The organism is Reyranella massiliensis 521, from assembly GCF_000312425.1.
Taxonomy (GTDB): domain Bacteria; phylum Pseudomonadota; class Alphaproteobacteria; order Reyranellales; family Reyranellaceae; genus Reyranella; species Reyranella massiliensis.
This window is the reverse complement of record NZ_HE997181.1, coordinates 4,529,639-4,546,889: the sequence shown is the minus strand read 5'-3', so window position 1 is coordinate 4,546,889 and position 17,251 is coordinate 4,529,639. Positions and strand designations below refer to the sequence as shown.

At 65.4% G+C, this 17,251-nt stretch carries 13 protein-coding genes; 5 read left to right on the top strand and 8 right to left on the bottom strand.

Annotation, left to right across the window (positions count from 1 at the left end):
* Window positions 1–16: 16 nt before the first annotated feature.
* The gene (locus BN60_RS22210) at window positions 17–694 is read right to left on the bottom strand and encodes a DUF4286 family protein (RefSeq protein ID WP_020698358.1); all 678 of its coding nucleotides are present in this window, start codon (window positions 692–694) and stop codon (window positions 17–19) included.
* Window positions 695–755: 61 nt separating this feature from the next.
* On the opposite strand from BN60_RS22210, the gene BN60_RS22205 reads away from it, so the two are divergent.
* Genes BN60_RS22205 through BN60_RS22195 form a run of 3 tightly spaced genes read left to right on the top strand, consistent with a single transcriptional unit; the run spans window position 756 to window position 4,960 of the window.
* Window positions 756–1,940, top strand: a complete 1,185-nt coding sequence (locus tag BN60_RS22205) for a mandelate racemase/muconate lactonizing enzyme family protein (protein ID WP_020698357.1) — start codon at window positions 756–758, stop codon at window positions 1,938–1,940.
* A 10-nt stretch (window positions 1,941–1,950) separates the two neighbouring features.
* On the top strand, window positions 1,951–2,589 hold the full coding sequence (locus BN60_RS22200) for an NIPSNAP family protein (protein WP_020698356.1): 639 nt from the start codon (window positions 1,951–1,953) through the stop codon (window positions 2,587–2,589).
* Window positions 2,590–2,620: 31 nt separating this feature from the next.
* The gene (locus tag BN60_RS22195; protein ID WP_020698355.1) at window positions 2,621–4,960 is read left to right on the top strand and encodes a xanthine dehydrogenase family protein molybdopterin-binding subunit; all 2,340 of its coding nucleotides are present in this window, start codon (window positions 2,621–2,623) and stop codon (window positions 4,958–4,960) included.
* Here the strand turns inward: BN60_RS22195 and BN60_RS22190 are convergent, their stop codons facing one another.
* The 7 genes from BN60_RS22190 to BN60_RS22160 all read right to left on the bottom strand — a co-directional run bounded on the left by BN60_RS22190 (window position 4,961) and on the right by BN60_RS22160 (window position 15,239).
* Entirely contained in the window at window positions 4,961–5,551 is a 591-nt protein-coding gene (locus BN60_RS22190) for a glutathione S-transferase family protein (protein ID WP_020698354.1), read from the bottom strand. It lies immediately after the preceding gene.
* 17 nt (window positions 5,552–5,568) lie between these two features.
* A complete protein-coding gene (locus BN60_RS22185) occupies window positions 5,569–6,492 on the bottom strand; it encodes a CobW family GTP-binding protein (RefSeq protein ID WP_020698353.1) in 924 nt (307 codons plus the stop codon).
* Entirely contained in the window at window positions 6,489–8,138 is a 1,650-nt protein-coding gene (locus tag BN60_RS22180) for an amidohydrolase (protein ID WP_020698352.1), read from the bottom strand. The genes BN60_RS22185 and BN60_RS22180 overlap by 4 nt, the downstream gene beginning before the upstream one ends.
* A 269-nt stretch (window positions 8,139–8,407) precedes the next feature.
* Window positions 8,408–9,184 (bottom strand): class I SAM-dependent methyltransferase, encoded by a 777-nt coding sequence (locus BN60_RS22175; protein ID WP_020698351.1) that lies wholly within the window; start codon window positions 9,182–9,184, stop codon window positions 8,408–8,410.
* 94 nt (window positions 9,185–9,278) lie between these two features.
* Window positions 9,279–10,535 (bottom strand): acyl-CoA dehydrogenase family protein, encoded by a 1,257-nt coding sequence (locus BN60_RS22170; protein WP_020698350.1) that lies wholly within the window; start codon window positions 10,533–10,535, stop codon window positions 9,279–9,281.
* A gap of 13 nt (window positions 10,536–10,548) precedes the next feature.
* Window positions 10,549–11,679, bottom strand: coding sequence for an acyl-CoA dehydrogenase family protein (locus tag BN60_RS22165; RefSeq protein WP_020698349.1), 1,131 nt, complete (start codon window positions 11,677–11,679; stop codon window positions 10,549–10,551).
* A gap of 77 nt (window positions 11,680–11,756) precedes the next feature.
* Window positions 11,757–15,239 (bottom strand): Calx-beta domain-containing protein, encoded by a 3,483-nt coding sequence (locus BN60_RS22160; protein ID WP_202949832.1) that lies wholly within the window; start codon window positions 15,237–15,239, stop codon window positions 11,757–11,759.
* A gap of 221 nt (window positions 15,240–15,460) precedes the next feature.
* On the opposite strand from BN60_RS22160, the gene BN60_RS22155 reads away from it, so the two are divergent.
* Together BN60_RS22155 and BN60_RS22150 are read left to right on the top strand one after the other, a co-directional pair.
* Window positions 15,461–16,549: a sensor histidine kinase gene (locus BN60_RS22155; RefSeq protein ID WP_020698347.1), complete on the top strand. Its 1,089-nt coding sequence runs from the start codon at window positions 15,461–15,463 to the stop codon at window positions 16,547–16,549.
* Window positions 16,537–17,250 (top strand): LytR/AlgR family response regulator transcription factor, encoded by a 714-nt coding sequence (locus tag BN60_RS22150; protein WP_020698346.1) that lies wholly within the window; start codon window positions 16,537–16,539, stop codon window positions 17,248–17,250. The genes BN60_RS22155 and BN60_RS22150 overlap by 13 nt, the downstream gene beginning before the upstream one ends.
* The last annotated feature ends 1 nt before the right edge of the window (window position 17,251 follow it).

Genomic DNA, 17,251 nt, shown 5'->3' with positions numbered 1-17,251 from the left:
GGCGGTCAAAGAAACGTCATCGCTGGTTGCCGAACAGCAGCCGGTAGGTGCCGACGGTGGGTGCGGTTTCAACACCGAATGGCCGCAGTTTGGTCGTCGTGAACATCAGGCGCGCGGCCGCGCTGACCGCCGGGACATCGGCCCCTTCCAGCAGCACCGCCCACTCGGCTTCCTCGGCCCGGGGATGGTCCATGCTCTTGTCGTGCAGCGGTGCGTGCGCGACTTCGAGATCGTTCTCGCCGGCGCTGGCGCCCAGCATGCCTGGCCGCTGTATCACTTTGGGAAAGGCGGTGGTGATCAGCCACTCGACCAGCGCCTTGCGCCGCCGCGGATCCGGCACGAAGCGCACGCAGGCCAAGGCACCGCCGACGCCATGCGTCTGGTCGACGAGCATGCGCAAGGTCAGGCGCTGGAAGTGGGTGAAGCGGGCCATGACGGCCTGGCTCCATGGCGTCTGATTGGCCAGCAGCTTCAGATAGTCCGGCGTGGCGAGATCGGCGACGCTGTCGCATTCATAGGTCGCGAGATACTTGGGTGTTGCACGGACGGCGACATAACGGCGGGCGCGATGGAAGCCCGGCAGGTTCACGCGCTCGTCGATGTGCTCACGATTGTACCACTCGTTGAAGTCCCGCTCGTCGCGCGCTGACACCTGCGTCAGCGTAATCAGCATTCCCTTGCCGTAGAGGGGCATTGTTTCGTCCCGCGCTGGTCAGCCTCTAGTCTATGCTGCCGGGCTCGCGGGAGGAAACAGCATGAAAATCGCCAAGATCGAGGATTTGCACTGCGACGCCGGATGGCGCGACTTCTCCTTTCTCAAGATCACCACGGACGACGGGCTGGTTGGCTGGTCCGAGTACAACGAAGGCTATGGCAGTGCAGGCCTGACGGCGGTGATCCGCCGCATGGCCCAGGGCCTGATCGGTCAGGACCCACGCCCCATCGAACGCATCATGACGACGATCTATGCCATCACGCGCCAGGCGCCGGGCGGCGTGAACCAGCAGGCGATGGCTGCCATCGAGAACGCCCTGCTCGACGTCAAGGCCAAGGCGCTTGGCATTCCGGTCTATGCGTTGTTCGGCGGGCCGGTGCGCGACCGCCTGCCGCTCTACTGGTCGCATTGCGGCAGCTACCGGTTCCGCAACGCCGAGGTGATGGGCGTCGAGCCCGTGCGCTCGCTCGACGATCTGGTGAAGCTCGGCAAGCATGTGAAGGAACGCGGCTTCAAGGCGCTCAAGACCAATATTTTTCGCTTCGATCTCAGCCCGGCGAACATGTACCAGCCCGGTTTTGGCCGGAGTCCGGGAGGGCCGGAGCTGAATGCCGATGACGCCGTTATTGCCGCCATCTGCGACGGGCTCGCGGCCTTCCGCCAGGGCGCGGGCCACGACATGGGTATCCTTCTCGACACCAACTTCAACTTCAAGACCGAGGGCTATATCAAGGTCGCGCGCGCCTGCGAGCCCTTCAATCTCTTCTGGCTGGAAATCGATTCCTACGATCCCGAAGGGCTGCGTCTGATCCGCGACCGTGCGTCGATGCCGATCGCTTCCTGCGAATCCCTGTTCGGCCGCCGCCAGTTCCGCCCTTATTTCGAGAATCGCTCGATCGACGTTTCCATCATCGACGTGCCGTGGAACGGTCTTGCGGAGTCGCTGAAGATCGCCGCCATGGCCGAGGCTTACGAGATCAACTGCGCGCCGCACAATTTCTACGGCCATATGTCGACCCTGATGAGCGCGCATCTCTGCGCCGCGATGCCGAATTTCCGTATCATGGAAATCGATATCGACGACGTGCCCTGGAAGGACGATCTGGTCACTCATCCGCCGGTCATCCAGAATGGCGAACTGATCGTACCGACCCGGCCCGGCTGGGGCGCCGACATCAACGAGGAGGCGGTGAAGGCTCACCCGCCCAAGAATCCGCATCCCTGAGAGGAACGAAATGGTCTACGAATTTCGCTGCTACACGCTGAAGCCCGGCAAGATGCCGGAATATCTCAAGGCCGCCGAGACGATCGGCCGGCCCGCCCGCGGTCAGAACTTCGGCGAAAACCACGGCTACTGGACGGCCGAATTCGGCGCCTTGAACCAGATTTGGCACCTCTGGAAGTACGAGAGCCTCGACGAGCGCACGCGCCTGCGCGGTGAGCTGGCCAAGCACAAGCCGTGGACCGAAGGCTATGTGCCGGTGATCCGGCCGCTGATCGAGCGTCAGGACCTGCGCATCATGAATGCCGTCGTCGACATCAAGCCCAGCGACGGCACAACCGGCAATGTCTACGAGCTGCGCATCTACCGCACGCAGATGGGCGGCGCGCAGGCCTACGCCAAGGACTTCAAGGAGGTTCAGGAGGCGCGGGAGAAGTATTCGCCGATCTGGGGGGCCTGGACTGGCGAGGTTCCGGAGCCCAACGAGTGGATCCATCTCTGGCGCTACAAGAACCTGCAGGAGCGCTTCGAGGCCCGGGCGGCAGCGATGAAGGATCCGGCGTGGCAGGCCTATCTCGCCAAGGGGCCGGCGAAACTCGCGGCGATGCATTCGACCCTGCTGCTGCCGACGAACTATTCGCCGCTGAAGTAGGCGTCCAAGTACAGGCGTTGAGGACAGGTTGATGGATTCTTTCGACGATACCGGCCTTGCGTTCGTGAAGTTCGGGGTTGGCCAGTCGGTGGCGCGCACCGAAGACCCAACCTTGCTGCGGGGCGAGGGACGCTACACCGACGACATCAACCTGGCCGGCCAGGCCTATGCGGTCATGGTGCGCAGCCGCATCGCGCACGGTCGTCTGAAAGGGATCGACACGGCGGCGGCGTTCGCCATGCCGGGCGTGCTGGCGATCCTGACCAGCGACGATCTCGATGCGGCAGGCTTCAACCCGCTGAAGTGCCCGATGAACATCCCGCAGCGCGACGGCTCGCCGATGAAGACGCCGGTCCGGCCGTCGCTCGCCAAGGGCAAGGTGCGCTTCGTCGGCGAGGCCGTGGCCTGTGTCGTGGCCGAGACGGCGCTGCAGGCCAAGGACGCTGCCGAAGCGGTCGAACTCGACATAGACGAATTGCCGGCGGTCACCACGCCGGCTGCGGCCCTGGCCGAAGGCGCGCCGCAGATCCACGACGATGCGCCGGGCAACCTGGTGCTCGACTTCCACTACGGCAATGCCGAGGCGGTGGCGAAAGCCTTCGCTGAAGCAGCCCATGTGACCCGGCTGGAGATCGAATCCAATCGCGTCGTGGTCAATGCGATGGAGCCGCGCTCGGCGATCGGGTCCTGGGATGCGGTCAACGAGCGCTGGGTGCTGAATGTCGGCTGTCAGGGCGTGTTTGGCTTGCGTGGCGGCCTGGCCGGGGTGCTGAACGTGAAGCCCGACCGGCTTCATGTGCTGACAGGCAATGTCGGCGGCTCGTTCGGCATGAAGGCGCCGCCTTACCCAGAATACGCGCCGTTGCTGCTGGCGGCAAAGAAGCTCGGTCGGCCGGTGAAGTGGACCGACGAGCGGTCGGAAAGTTTCCTCTCCGACCATCATGGCCGCGATCACCAGCGCATCGCCGAGCTGGCGCTGGACAAGGAGGGCCATTTTCTCGCCGTCCGGCTCTCCGGTACCGGCAATGCCGGCGCCTACATCTATCCGCCTATGCCGGTCACGACCAACGCGGTGAAGAATGTCATCGACGTCTACAAGACGCCGGCGATGGAAGTGAATTCCAAGGTCGCCTTCACCAACACGACGCCGATCGCAGCCTATCGCGGCGCCGGTCGTCCCGAGGGCAACTATTACATGGAGCGGCTGATTGATACGGCCGCCCGTGAGATGGGGATCGATCGGGTCGAATTGCGCCGCCGCAACCACATTTCGCCCGAAGCGATGCCTTACAAGGCGCCGTCCGGCATGGCCTACGATTCGGGCGAGTTCACCGCCGTTCTCGACAAGGCGCTGCAGGCTTCCGACTGGGACGGCTTCGAGGCGCGCAAGGCCGAGAGCAGGGCGCGCGGCAAGTTGCGTGGCCGCGGCATCGGCAGTTATCTGGAAGTGACGGCTCCCGCCGGTAAGGAATATGGCGGCATCCGTTTCGAGGACGACGGCACCGTCACCATGCTGAGCGGCACGCTCGACTATGGTCAGGGCCATGCCTCGCCCTTCGCCCAGGTGCTGACCGAAAAGCTCGGCATCCCCTTCGACCGCTTCCGCCTGCTGCAGGGCGATAGCGACCAGCTCCTGGCCGGCGGCGGCACAGGCGGATCGCGCTCGGCCATCGTCGGCAGCGAAGCCTTCCTCGAAGCCGGCGCGAAGGTGATCGAACAGGGCAGGGCGATCGCCGCCCATGTGCTGGAGGCCGCGACCGTCGATATCGAGTTCGACCGCGGGCGTTTCCGGATTGCCGGCACCGACCGCAGTATCGGCCTGCTCGATCTTGCGTCGAAGCTGCGCGACGGCATGACCTTGCCCGAGGATGTGCCGCAGACCCTCGATGTCCGTCACATCTCCGATACGCCGCCGTCCGCCTTCCCGAACGGCTGCCATGTCGCCGAGGTCGAGATCGATCCCGATACCGGCCAGATCGAGGTCGTGCGTTATTTCATGGTCAACGACTTCGGCACGCTCATCAATCCGATGCTGGTCGAGGGCCAGGCGCATGGCGGCGTGGTGCAGGGCATCGGACAGGCGATTTTCGAGCGCACGGTCTACGACGAGCTGGGCCAGCCCGTCGCCGGCACCTATATGGATTACGCCCTGCCGCGCGCCTCGGACGCGCCGTTATTCTCCATCATCAGCCACCCCGTGCCCTGCAAGACCAACTCGCTGGGCGTGAAAGGCTGTGGCGAGGCCGGCTGTGCCGGCGCGCTGCCCTCGGTGATGAACGCCGTTGTCGATGCGCTCTCGGAGGCAGGCATCACCCACATAGACATGCCAGTGACGCCGGAAAAGGTCTGGCGCGCGCTGAACCGCGGATGATCAGGCCGCCGGCAGGCTGTGCCCGGCGACCTTGCTCTCGATCTCGATGGTCTTGATTACCGCCGGCCGCGCCATCATGCGGGCATAGTGGGCTTCGACCGCCGGCAAGGTACCGGCCGGCAGGTCGAGAAAGCTGCGGACCCGCCAGTAGAGCCGGAACAGGTGGATGTCGGCGATGGAATAGCGGTCGCCCACCACCCAGTCGCGGCCGCCCAGGCGCTTCTCGACGGTCGTCCAGGCTGCGCGACAAGGGTCGAGCCCCTGTCCTCGCGACGGATGGACGGCCGACGCGAGATGGGACATCCAGGAGACAACCTGCGCCTCGGCCTCGATGTCGCCCGTGGGCAACAGCCCGGCCTCGGGATGACGGCGTGCCAGGTAGAAGAGGATGCCCGCAACTTCGGTCAGAACCCGACCGTCGATGAGCAGCACCGGCACCTTGCCGACGGGATTGATCGCCAGGAACTCGGGGGTGCGCGTGTCCTTGGTGGCAAGCGACAGCGACCGTGTGTCGAAGGCCGCGCCGATTTCGTGCAACGCGATATGCGGCGCCATCGAGCTGGAACCGGGGGCGAAGTAGAGGGTCAGCATTGGGGGCTCCTGTTTGTCTATGTCTTACGAAGCGCGTTGGTGATTGCGTTGCGGTCGAGGTGGCCGCGCAATCCGATCACAACCAGTTTCGTCGGCGCCGCACCGGACGGCGCCGGATCGACGGCGAAGCGCCTTCCGACGACGTGCAGCGCGGCGATCCTGCCGCCTGCATCGCGTGCCATGCCCTTCGCCCGCAGAACTCCGGTGCCGGGGGTGGCGAGCAGGGCGCCTAACTGCTGTAGGCCGATGTTCGGCGGCATGTCGAGTTCCAGCGCGTCATAGAGTGAAGCCGCGTCGGGGGCTCCCGGTGCCTGCAGTGGCGCGTGACGGCGCGGCGTCGAGCCGTCGCGCAGGCCGATCAGCAGTTCCGGAGCGATCCTTGCGTGCGTCGCCGGAAGGACGCGTGCGTCGGGCGCCTGATGCCCAAGCCAGTCGATCGTCCGTTCGCGTGCGGCATCGTCCACCAGGTCGCAGCGATTGAGGATGATCAGATCGGCTGCCGTGAGCTGGCGCAGGATCGTGTCGCCGAGATAGGCGTCATCTGCTTGTGCCTGCACCGTCTCGGCGTCGGCCATCACCACGACCGCATCTATGCGATAGGGTTCAAGCAGGGTCACGGCATTCGCCACCATGCCAGGCAGGGCGACGCCGCTCGCTTCCAGCACGACGCGCTCCACGTCCGGTCGCTGCTCCGGCAGCGTCATCAACCGTTCCATCAGGTCGGAGCCGTAGCTGCAGCACACGCAGCCGCCGGAAATCTCCAGCGTATCGCCGTCGGTCGCCACGATCAGGTCGCGGTCGATGGGCGTGGTACCGAAGTCGTTGACCAGGACGGCGATCCGCCGGCCGGCGGCGGCCCGCAGGAGATTGTTCACCAACGTGGTCTTGCCGGTGCCGAGATAACCGCCGACCACCGTCACCGGCAGGATGCTGTTTTTCATGCTCCAGCGGCAGGGAACAGGCGGCCGGCCTGGACCGTGCCCCAGATGCGGACGTCCTTCAGCTTCTCGGGCGCGATCTCCAGCGGGTCGTCCTCCAGAACCGCAAAGTCGGCGCGCTTGCCGACCTCGATCGAGCCCAGCTCGCCGTCGAGCTTCAGGGTCCAGGCGGCGCCGAGGGTGATGGTGCGCAGCGCGTCGGCCACGGAGATCCGTTCGCTGGTGCCGAGAACGCGACCGCTGGCGGTGAGCCGGTTGACGGCGCACCAGGCGGTGAACAGGGGGCCGAGCGGCGTCACCGGCGCGTCGGAATGAATGGCGAGCGGCACGCCGCTGGCGAGTGCCGTGGCGCAGGCATTCATGCGCGTGGCCCGCTCCGGGCCCACGGTGGTCTCGTAGTGCTGATCGCCCCAATAGAAGTGATGGTTGGGAAAGAGGTTGGCGCACATGCCGAGGCGGCTCATCCGCCGGAACTGCGCTGCATCGGCGAGCTGGCAATGTTGAAGGGTGAATCTGTGGTCGGGTGCCGGCTGGTCACGCAGCGCGCCGTCCAGGCAATCCAGCGCCATCTCGGTCGCCTGATCGCCGTTGGTATGGCTGTGCACCAGCACGTCCTTCTGCAACGCGAGCCTATAGAGCTGGGCGATTGCCTCCGGCGGCGTATACCAGAGGCCGTTCGGCGCGCCGTTGTAGTAGCCCGGCCAGCGCAGCCGTGCCGAGAAGCCCTGGATCGAACCGTCGACGAACAGCTTGATGGCGCCGAGCCGCAGCCGGTCGGTCGCCTGCTTCTTGAGCCCCACGGCGATCTCGACGGCCTGTTCGGGTGTCAGGGCCTGGAAACGCCGAAACGACACGATGCGAACGGGGAACTGCGCCTCGCCGGTCACGCGCTGCATCATCGAGACCGCATCGTCGGGCAGGAGATTGGCGAGGTCGGTGGCGGTGGTCACGCCCTGGCGGACGCAGAGCCTGGCGAAGCGGCGCAGACCGGCTTCGTCGTTGGCCAGCACCTCGCGGTCGAAGCCGACATGCTTGCCGACCAGGGTCATCGCTTCCGGGCCCTTGAGTTCGCCGGTCGGCAGGCCGTCGCTGCCGAGAGTCACACCGGGATGGTTGAGGCCGGTGCGCAGCAGGCCCGCCAGCTCGAGGGCGCGGCTGTTCACGTTGAGGATATGGCCGCTCGCATGCATTACGCCGATGGTGCGCTGGGTCGAAATGCGGTCGAAATCCGCGCGAACGACGCGACGGTCGCCGTAGTAGATCGGATCCAGTCCCCAGCCGGACAGGGGCTCGTCGGCCGAGGCGAGCTTGCGTTCCTTTTCCTGCAGTCGCGCCACCACTTCGTCGATCGACTTCACACCCGGCCAGACCTTGCCGTCGGGATCCATGCGGTCGAACCGGCCGAGATAGGTGTAGCGCCAGAACGTGCCTTCGGAGGTGTGACTATGGCCTTCGACGAAGCCAGGCATCAGCACTTTGTCGGCAAAGCGATCGTCGAGGTCGTGGGCGCCCCAGCCCTGGAGTTCCTCCAGAGATCCTGCTCCCAGGATGCGGCCGTCGCGCACCGCAACGTGCGTTGCTTCAGGCCGGGCAGGATTCATGGTGAGAATGCGACGGGCGCGGAAGATCGTGATCTTGCTGGTGCTCATGTGCCTAGAAATACCTGCTGATGCCGACGATAAGGCGGCCCTGGCAGTTTGTTGCAGCCGCAGCCCGCATAGTCGATGGTTGTGTCGGCATAGGCAATCGTGACGACAAAGCCCCAGGTCGAGTTCACGAGTCCCGTCTACGAGTACCAGTGGTCATTGCTGGGAAGGCGGTGGCGGCGCGTGCGGCCTGGCCCTGGCACATCATCCATGTCGACATGCAGGACGAAAGGCCGGCGGAGGAGCTGGACGCCGGTCTGCATCCTCGGCGCTCAACGCCCGAACAGCATTTTTCTGGCCCGGCGCAACCCGCCGCGTCCGACGATAGCTGTCCGGTGCAGCGCTTTCTGTGTCCTGGTTCGGGGTGTAGTGCGCTTCACAAAGCAGAATTTGCCGGTATCGGTCTTCAGATCGAGATTCTTCTCCGCACAGAATCTGTCGACGGCGCGGATGACGCCCGGCCAGCCCTCGCTGTAGTCGTCGCCGAAGACCGCGCCGCCTTCGGCGACCGAGTCGTAGAACAGAGCCAGGTCGAAATAGACCTCTTCCTCCTCGTGTCCGGCATCGATGTAGAGAGCGTCGATCTCAATCCCGAGCTTGCGAAAGACTCGTGCGGCGGCCGTCGAGGTGATCGGAAACGGCGAGATATGGTCCTGGGCGCCTGCAGCCCGGACATTGTGAACAAACTGTCGGAACATGTTCGGGTAGCCTCGGTCGAGGCGCAGGTGCTGACGCAGATCGTCGATGAGCCACAGCGTATCGTTCGAGCCCAGCCAGGTGTCGATGCAGATGAAATGCGTGTCGAGATTGAGCGACCGGGCGATCCGATGCATGTGCAGCACCGAAGCGCCCTTCCAGGTGCCGATTTCGGTGACCAGTTTGGGACGGTGCCGCTTGAAGACTTCCTCGAAGACCGGATGATCCGAATGCCAGCCCTGCAGGTCTACCGAGAGATCGGGATCGCTATGCGTGTAGCAACTTCCGTCAATGCCAATGCGGGCGAGCGGCCAATTGGTTGCTTGCGAGACGGCAGTCTGAGCGTCGGCCATTGAACGATCTCTGGTGAATGCAGCGGGGCGAGCCTAGAAGAGGGTCGCCCTGCCGGTCCGGTGGCCGCCTGGCCTTGTTTGCCTTCCGCTGCCGTCAGCCGACGGTATTGCGCGGCACGTCGCGGAACGGCTTGGTCGTGTCGATGCTCGGCTCCTTGGGCATCTTGAGCACGCGCTCGGAGATGATGTTGCGCTGGATCTCGTCGGTGCCGCCGGCGATCGAAGTCGCCGGCACGGAGACGAGAATTTCCGCAATGACGCCGCCCATCGGGCTGTCGGCGCCGCTGAGGAGCGCGTCGGCGCCGGAGAGCTGTGTGTGGACGCGGGCGGCGGCGCGGGCGACATGGCTCGACACCAGCTTGCCCAGCGATCCTTCCGGACCCTGAGGCCGGCCGAGCGCCTGGGCGGCTCGGGCACGACGGGCCGTCCATTCCGCCGCCTTGGACATGGTCAGGAGCTTGGCGATCTCCTGGCGCACCACGGGATCGCCAAGGTGCCCGGTTTCCTTGGCGCGCTGCAGGATCAGGTCGACGCGGCCGGCGCGCTGCGGATACCACTTGTAGGGCTCCATCGTCGTCGCGACTTCCGCCCGCTCTTCCTCGTAGATGCGCCCCTTGCGATCGGAGCCCATCGCCCAGGTGCGCAGGCCGTCGGCGCCGCGGCGTTCGTGCATCAGGGTCGTGGTGGTCACAGCCCAGCCGTCGCCGACATTGGCGACCAGGAACTCCGGCTGCACCTCGGCGTCGGTCATGAACACCTGGTTGAACGAGGCATGGCCGTTCATCTGCTTCAGCGGCTGTACCTTCACGCCGGGCTGGTGCATGTCGAGGATGAAGTAGGAGAGGCCTTTGTGCTTGGTCTGGTCCCAGTCGGTGCGGGCCAGCAGCAGGCCCCAATGGGCGTGATGCGCACTGGTGGTCCAGACCTTCTGGCCGTTCACCACCCACTTGTTGCCGCGCATCTCCGCGCGCGTCACCGCACCGGCCACGTCCGATCCCGAGCCCGGCTCGCTGAAGAGCTGGCACCAGGTGTCTTCGCCCGTGAGGATGCGGCGCAGGAATTTCTCCTTATGGAGATCCGTGCCGTGCGCCAGGATCGTTGCGGCAGCGAGCGTGCGGATGCCGGCCTTGGCGACGCCGACGGCACCGATGCGGGCAAATTCCTCGTCGACTACGGGCTGCAGAGCCTGCGGCAGGTCGCGGCCGTACCATTGCTTGGGCCAGGTCGGCACGCCCCAGCCGGAATCGGCCAACTTGTTGCGCCATTCGACGAGGCCGAGTTCGGGATTCCAGTTCGCTTCGAGCCAGGCGCGGACTTCGGCGCGGACGTTCTCTTCGTTCAGTTCGCTCATGTCCCGTCCTCCCTCAGGCCGCCCAGCGCTGCATCATCAGCTCGCGATGATGATGGGCATCGCCCAGCAGCACCTCCGAACTCTTGGCGCGCTTGAACCAGAGATGGGTGTCGTTGTCCCAAGTGAAGCCGATGCCGCCATGGATCTGGATGGCATGGATCGCCGTTTGCAGGCAGGCCTCGCTGGCCGCGGCCTTGGCGAGGGAGGCGACCGCGGGAACATCGTCGTCGCCGTCGTCGAGAGCGGCTGCAGCGTAATAGGCGGCCGACTTGGCGAGCTCGACGTCGATCAGCATGTCGGCCTGCTTGTGCTTCATCGACTGGAAGGAGGCGATGGGGCGGCCGAACTGCATGCGCATCTTGGCATAGTCCAGCGCATCCTCGCGCAACCGCTCGGCGACACCTGCCATTTCGTTGGCCAGGCAGATCGCGGCTTCGATCATGGTGCGGGCAAAAGGTGCCGCGGCCGTACCGGCGTCTCCGAGCAAGGTCGCTTTGACGCTCTTGAATTCGAGGCGCGCCAGCTTGCGTGTCGTGTCCATGGTCTTGAGCGCGTGACGCGAGAGGCCCTCGGCATTCCCGGCGACGGTGAATAGCGACAGGCCATTCTCGCCCTTGCTGCCAGGCTTGCGCGCCAGCACGACGATGAGGTCGGCGGTGTGGCCGTCGATCACATAGCTCTTGAAGCCGTCGAGTTTGTAGCTCTTGCCTGACCGTCTCGCCGTCGTGGTCGTGGCGGCGGCGTCCCAGTGTGCGGGATCCTCGACCCAGGCCAGCGTCGCATTCGTATCGCCGGCGGCGATACCCGGCAGCAGCGCCTGCTTCTCGGCTTCCGTGCCGACATTCAGGATGGCGCCCGTGGCCAGCACGGCGGTCGAGAAGAGCGGCGCGCAGAGCAGGGCGCGGCCCGCTTCTTCCAGCACGATGCCCAGTTCTCCAAAGCCGAAGCCTTGGCCACCATAGGCCTCGGGAATCCGCACGGCGGTAAGACCCAGTTCCGCATTGAGCTTGCGCCAGGCATCGCGCTCCCAACCGGCGTCGGTCTCCATCAATCGCCGCACCTCCTTGGTCGGCGACCGCTCCGCGAGGAAACGGCGGAGATTGGACCTGAACTCTTCCTGCTCGCTGGAGAAGCTGAACTTCATCGACCTTCCTTTCGGCGCCGATTTTAGGCGCAAGAAGGAAGGGCTGGAAGCTCAGGGGATTGCAGGGCGAGACATGCTCAGGCGTAGAGATCGACGTGCACGGCGAGAGGATTCATCGAGCCTGCGGTGACGAAGCCGAAGTTCGCCTCGCCGTCGTGAGCAATCGTGCCGTTCCACGCGGCATTCTTGACCACGTAGCCGTTGGCGTCGTGCAACACGATCTCGGCATTCCAGATGTCCGTGATCTGGTTCGTCATGTCGATCCTGACCTGCCAGCCGGACGTTGCGCTGGCGCCGTCATTGTCGAGCGTGACACCGCCCTGGAAGCCGCCGCTCCACGAATTGACGACGGCGAACAGCGCTTCGAGGTCGCCGTCCCCAGACGCAGGAGGCGGCGGGGGTGGGGGCGTTGCCGCCGCGTCGTCGTCGACGATGGTGGCGGTCGCGGTGGCCCGCGCGATCGTGGCGCCCTGCGCGTTGGTCAGCACGAGGCTGAACTGCTCGTTGGCTTCGTCGAGCGTGTCGGGCGTGATCGGGATCGAGATCGTCTTGCTCTGTTCGCCGATGGCGAAGGTGACGGAGCCGCTCGATCCGGTGAAATCCGCTGCGCCCGCGTCGCCGATCTCGGTGTGATAGTCGACCGTCACGGCATGTGTCGCGGGCTCCGACAGGCTCACCAGGAAGGACGCCTGATTGGTCGTTGCCGGTCCACCATCGCCGCCTGCCTCGCCATCGTGGAATTCGAACTGGATCGGCGTCAGATAGGCGAGCTTCGCCTGGTTCGGTGTCGTCCAATCGTTGTTCAGGATGCCGCCGGTGTCGCCGGAGTTGGGATTCCACGACCAGAAGGTCCAGCTCGCCCCTTTTTGTCCGGGGGCGAGGTCGGATGTCCCGTTATTGTCAAGGTCGCCACTGAGATAGGAGGTGATCGCCTCGAACCAGGGAGCGTCCTTGGGATCGGTGAGGCCGGTGCCGAACTCGCCGATGTAGATGGGGGCGATGCCTTCCTTGAAGATGTAGCCCCACATCTGGTCGAACTTGGCCGGCAGGTTGGCCGGGAAGTCCGGTCCCTGGAACCAGGGCTGCGCATAGACCGAGTTGGGATAATCGTGCGGCGAGTAGACCAGCTTGTTGGCGACGTCGAGTTCGACCGGCCGGTCGCGGACGCCCATCAGGTTGCCGCCCCACCAGTAGGGCTGGCCCTGGTAGCTGCCGACACCCTCGACGAAGATCAGCCAGTTAGGATTGACGTCGCCGATGGCATTGCCGGCGCGCTCGGCGGCCGCGGCCCAGTCGTTGGCGCCGCCGCCGCCCCAGACACCGTTATAGGGCTCGTTGTGCAGGTCGGCGCCGATCACGGTCGGATCGTCGCCGTAGCGGGCTGCCAGCATCTGCCAGTCGGCGATCCAGTTCGCCTCGCTGTGCTGCGCGTCGTACCAGAGGCCGTTGGACGAAGGGCCGTCGCCCGGCGTGCTGCGGTGATGGTCGAGGATGATCTTGAGGCCGATCTGGCCGGCGTAGTCGACGATCTTGTCCATGATCTGCAGCGCGGTGAGGTCCTGCAGGTCCGGGCTCTTGCTGTAGTTGATGTTGTAGGACGTTGCCGTCGAATGCAGCATGTCGCTGGAATAGGGCAGGCGGATGGTGTTGAAGCCGAGGTCCGCCATCTGGTTCATCATGTCCTGATAGCCGCGCGTATAGAGACCGTGCGGCACGCCCAGGGCGGTCTCGAAGCCGAACCAGTTGACGCCCGCGATCTGTACCGAGTGACCGGCCGAATCGATGATCTGGTTGCCTGACGTGCTGAGCCAGCCGGCCCCACCGGCACTGTGGCCCGGATCGCCTTCGATCACCGAGGTGTCCGCGACGCTGAGCGTCGGCAGCGTCGGGCTGACGACATCGTCGTTGACGATGGTGCCGATGGCCGAACCGTCGGCGATGGTGGCGCCTGTCGGCGAAGACAGGGTGAGCGTCAGCGTTTCGTTGGCTTCGACGGCGGTGTCGCCTGTGACCTGCACATGGACCACCTTCGAGGTCTCGCCGACGGCAAAGGTGAGCGTGCCGGTAAGAGCGGCATAGTCGCTCCCGCCTGTCGCCGTGCCGTTGCCCGTCGCGTAGGCAACGGTGACAGCGCCCGTTGCCGGTGCCGACAGGGTTACGGTGAACGCGAGATCCTGCAGGCCATTATTGCCTTCGGCGACACTGGCGTCGCCCACGGAGAGCGTCGGGAGAACCGGCGCGACGTCGTCGTTGGTGACGGTGCCGACGGCCGAGCCATCGGCAATGGTGGCGCCGTTGGGCGACGAAAGAGCGAGCGTAAACTGCTCGTTGGCCTCGATGGTATTGTCACCGGAGACCTGCACATGGATGATCTTCGAGGTCTCACCGGCGGCAAACGTGAGCGTGCCGGAGACGGCGGCGTAGTCGCTGCCCGCCGTGGCCGTACCGTTGGCCGTCGCATAGGCCACCGTGACCGGCCCGGTCGCTGCCGCCGAGAGAGAGACGATGAAGGCGAGGTCGCGAACCCCGCTGTTGCCTTCGATCACCGTTGCGTCGCTCACTGAAAGCGTCGGGAGCACCGGCGTCGGTTCACCCGTTGCGACGCCGTTGATCGCGAAGCCGGTGGCCGTGGTGCCGGCGCTGCCGGGTGCCGCCTGGAAGCCGAACGACACGTCGTCCCCGGCGCCGACCTTCCCGTTCCAACCGGCGTTGCGGATCACATAGTGATCGCCGACATGGCTCACGATCTCGGCGTTCCAGATATTGGTGATGGTGAAGGAAGCGTTGAATTCGGCGGTCCAACCATTGAGCGCAGTCGAGCCGGCCTCGATAGTCATGGTGCCGGTGAAGCCCGAGCCCCAGTTGCTGGTGACATCGTAGTCGAGCGACACGCTGCCCGGCGTCGGCGTCGTGATATCATCATTGACGATCGTGCCGATGGCCGAGCCGTCGGCGATGGTCGCGCCCGTTGCACCCGAAAGCGTGAGCGTCAGGGTTTCGTTGGCCTCGACGGCCATGTCGCCGCTAATCGCAACTTGGATCGTCTTGGTCGTCTCGCCGGCAGCGAAGGTGATCGTTCCGGTATTCGCGGTGTAGTCCTGGCCCGCCGTCGCGGTGCCGTTGGCGGTGGCGTAGTTGACCGTCACCGGGCCGGTGGTCGCCTGCGAGAGGCTCACCGTGAAGGAGAGTTGTGCCGTGCCCGCTTGACCCTCGGTAACCGTGGCGTCCCCGACCGACAGGGTGGGAACGATCGGTCCGGTGCCACCGCCGTACAGGCTGAGGCCGGTCGCTGTCGTCCCGCCGCTGCTGCCCGGCGTGGCCTGGAAGCCGAATGCGACGGTCCCACCGGCCGGCACATCGGCGTTCCAGGCAGCATTGCGCACCACATAGTGGTTTCCGACGCGACTCACGATCTCCGCACCCCACAGATTGGAGATATCGAAAGCCGCGTCGAACTCGACGGTCCAGCCGCTCAGGCCGGTCGCGCCAGCCGCAACGGTCATGTTGCCGACGAAACCCGAGCCCCAATCGTCCTTCACGTCGTAGTCAACGGCGGCCATGGCGCTCTCCCACTCGGTTTGCGTCTTGCGTGCGCCAAGAATTGCCATCGGCATCGCCACGGCGCATCGAGGGGGCCCTGGTTAGTCGGTGAGCATGGCCGGAAAGTCGACGAATGCGGTATCTACACGTGGGTCAGACCTTCTGCCCGGTGCTTGCAAATTTCTCCGCTTCTGCGAAAGAGTGAGCCGCCCAACCCGACGAAGTCCCCGGAATCAGCCCTTTGTCCGCTCTGTTGTTCGATCGGTTGAATGGCCTGCCTGTCTTCTGGAGGATCCAGCTGGCCGGCTGGGGCCTTTTTGCCATTGCCGACGTGATCGGCCAGCGTCTGCTCTACCAGAGCCTCCAGATCGCCTGCGCGCGCACGGCCCTAGTCACGGTCTGCCTGCTGATGATGTCGACGGCGATGCGCTCCTTTTACGATGCGCATCTGCCGACCAACCGTGTGACGGCAAAGGCGGTGGTGCTGATCTTTCTGCTGTCGCTGGTCGGCTCTACGGTCATCGCAACGGCCATCGTTCTCGTCCATCAGCTCGTGCCGTGGATGGTGCCGGCCGATCATCGCGGTCTCGAAGAGTTCCTGCTTCCGCAGGTTCACTATTTCTTCGCACTGGCGGGCTGGAGCCTGGCCTATTTCTGGATTCAGGCCGCGGTCGCGGAGCAGAGCGAACATCGGCGCGCCGTCGTTGCGGAGGCGGAAGCCTTGCGCGCCGAACTGGAGGAACTGCGCCTCCAGCTCGATCCACACTTCCTCTTCAATGCCCTGAACGGCGTGGCCGAGGAAATTCCCGAGCATCCCAAGGCAGCACTCGCGATGCTCCGCGATCTCACGGCCTATCTGCGGCATTCGCTCGACGGCATCGACCACACGGTGGTGACGGTCGAAGCGGAGGTCGGTGGACTTACTTCCTACCTCGGCGTTCAGAAGGCGCGCTTCGGCGATCGCCTGCGCACGCAGATTGCGCTGGAGCCCGCGGCGGCCCCGCGTCGTATCGCGAGCTTCCTGTTGCAGCCGCTGGTCGAGAATGCCGTCAAGCACGGCCGGCGGGAGCATGGGCTCGATCTCTTCGTCCGCATTCGCGTTGCGGGCGATGCGCTCTATGTGACTGTCGAGAACAATGGCACGCTGGTGTCGACCGGCAAGGGCGCGCACCGGCGCCGGCCCGGTATTGGACTACAGAACGTGCGGCGACGGCTGGCTCTCCACTATCCCGACCGTCACAGCTTCGATTTGCGCGAAGTGAGCGAGACGCCGGATCGGAAGAAGGTCGTTGCCACTCTGATTCTGGAAGGCGAGCCGTGCGGGTCCTGATCGTCGACGATGAGCCGCTGGCGCGCAGTGCGCTGCGCCGCCTGCTTGCCGGACATCCCGAAGTCGAAATCGCGGGCGAGGCGGATGGCCTTGCGGATGCGCGGCGGGCCGTGGAGACGCTGCGGCCGGATCTGATCTTTCTCGACATCGAGCTGGATGGCAGTGCCGGCGACGGCTTCGACCTGCTCGAAGGGTTGCCGAGGCCGCCGGTCGTGATCTTCGTCACCGCCTTCGCGCAGTATGCCGTGGATGCCTTTGCCGTCGATGCAGCCGACTATCTCCTGAAGCCGGTCGATCCGACGCGGCTGGCCGAGGCGCTGGCCCGCGCCGGGCGGCAACTGGCGCTGGCGGCCCTGCCGCCGGGGCCGGAGGTGGTGGAGCTGCGGACGCCCAAGCGCACCGTCCTCACAGCGTCTACAGACATCGTGGCGCTCCGAGCGGAAGGCGATTTCACGCGCGTCTTCGTGGCGGGCCAGCCGGCGTTGATGATCCTGCGGTCGCTCGGCCAGTTCGAGACGTCGTTGCCGGCGCCGCCTTTCGTGCGACTCGGCCGGTCGGTGATGATCAATCGCGACCGGCTGCGTGGGATCGAAGCGCCGTCACGTGCGGCCGGCCGCCTCACCTTGGAGGGGCTGGCCGAACCGCTGTCCATCAGCCGCGCGGCAGCCACCCGTCTGCGCGAGGTGCTGGCGGGGAGGTGAT

What these genes read in the sequence shown, in the direction of transcription:
- BN60_RS22185 (WP_020698353.1), bottom strand. Translation starts at nt 6,492, where the DNA reads ATGAAAAACAGCATCCTGCCGGTGACGGTGGTCGGCGGTTATCTCGGC.
- BN60_RS22175 (WP_020698351.1), bottom strand. Translation starts at nt 9,184, where the DNA reads ATGGCCGACGCTCAGACTGCCGTCTCGCAAGCAACCAATTGGCCGCTC.
- BN60_RS22200 (WP_020698356.1), top strand. Translation starts at nt 1,951, where the DNA reads ATGGTCTACGAATTTCGCTGCTACACGCTGAAGCCCGGCAAGATGCCG.
- BN60_RS22165 (WP_020698349.1), bottom strand. Translation starts at nt 11,679, where the DNA reads ATGAAGTTCAGCTTCTCCAGCGAGCAGGAAGAGTTCAGGTCCAATCTC.
- BN60_RS22195 (WP_020698355.1), top strand. Translation starts at nt 2,621, where the DNA reads ATGGATTCTTTCGACGATACCGGCCTTGCGTTCGTGAAGTTCGGGGTT.
- BN60_RS22160 (WP_202949832.1), bottom strand. Translation starts at nt 15,239, where the DNA reads ATGGCCGCCGTTGACTACGACGTGAAGGACGATTGGGGCTCGGGTTTC.
- BN60_RS22190 (WP_020698354.1), bottom strand. Translation starts at nt 5,551, where the DNA reads ATGCTGACCCTCTACTTCGCCCCCGGTTCCAGCTCGATGGCGCCGCAT.
- BN60_RS22205 (WP_020698357.1), top strand. Translation starts at nt 756, where the DNA reads ATGAAAATCGCCAAGATCGAGGATTTGCACTGCGACGCCGGATGGCGC.
- BN60_RS22170 (WP_020698350.1), bottom strand. Translation starts at nt 10,535, where the DNA reads ATGAGCGAACTGAACGAAGAGAACGTCCGCGCCGAAGTCCGCGCCTGG.
- BN60_RS22180 (WP_020698352.1), bottom strand. Translation starts at nt 8,138, where the DNA reads ATGAGCACCAGCAAGATCACGATCTTCCGCGCCCGTCGCATTCTCACC.
- BN60_RS22210 (WP_020698358.1), bottom strand. Translation starts at nt 694, where the DNA reads ATGCCCCTCTACGGCAAGGGAATGCTGATTACGCTGACGCAGGTGTCA.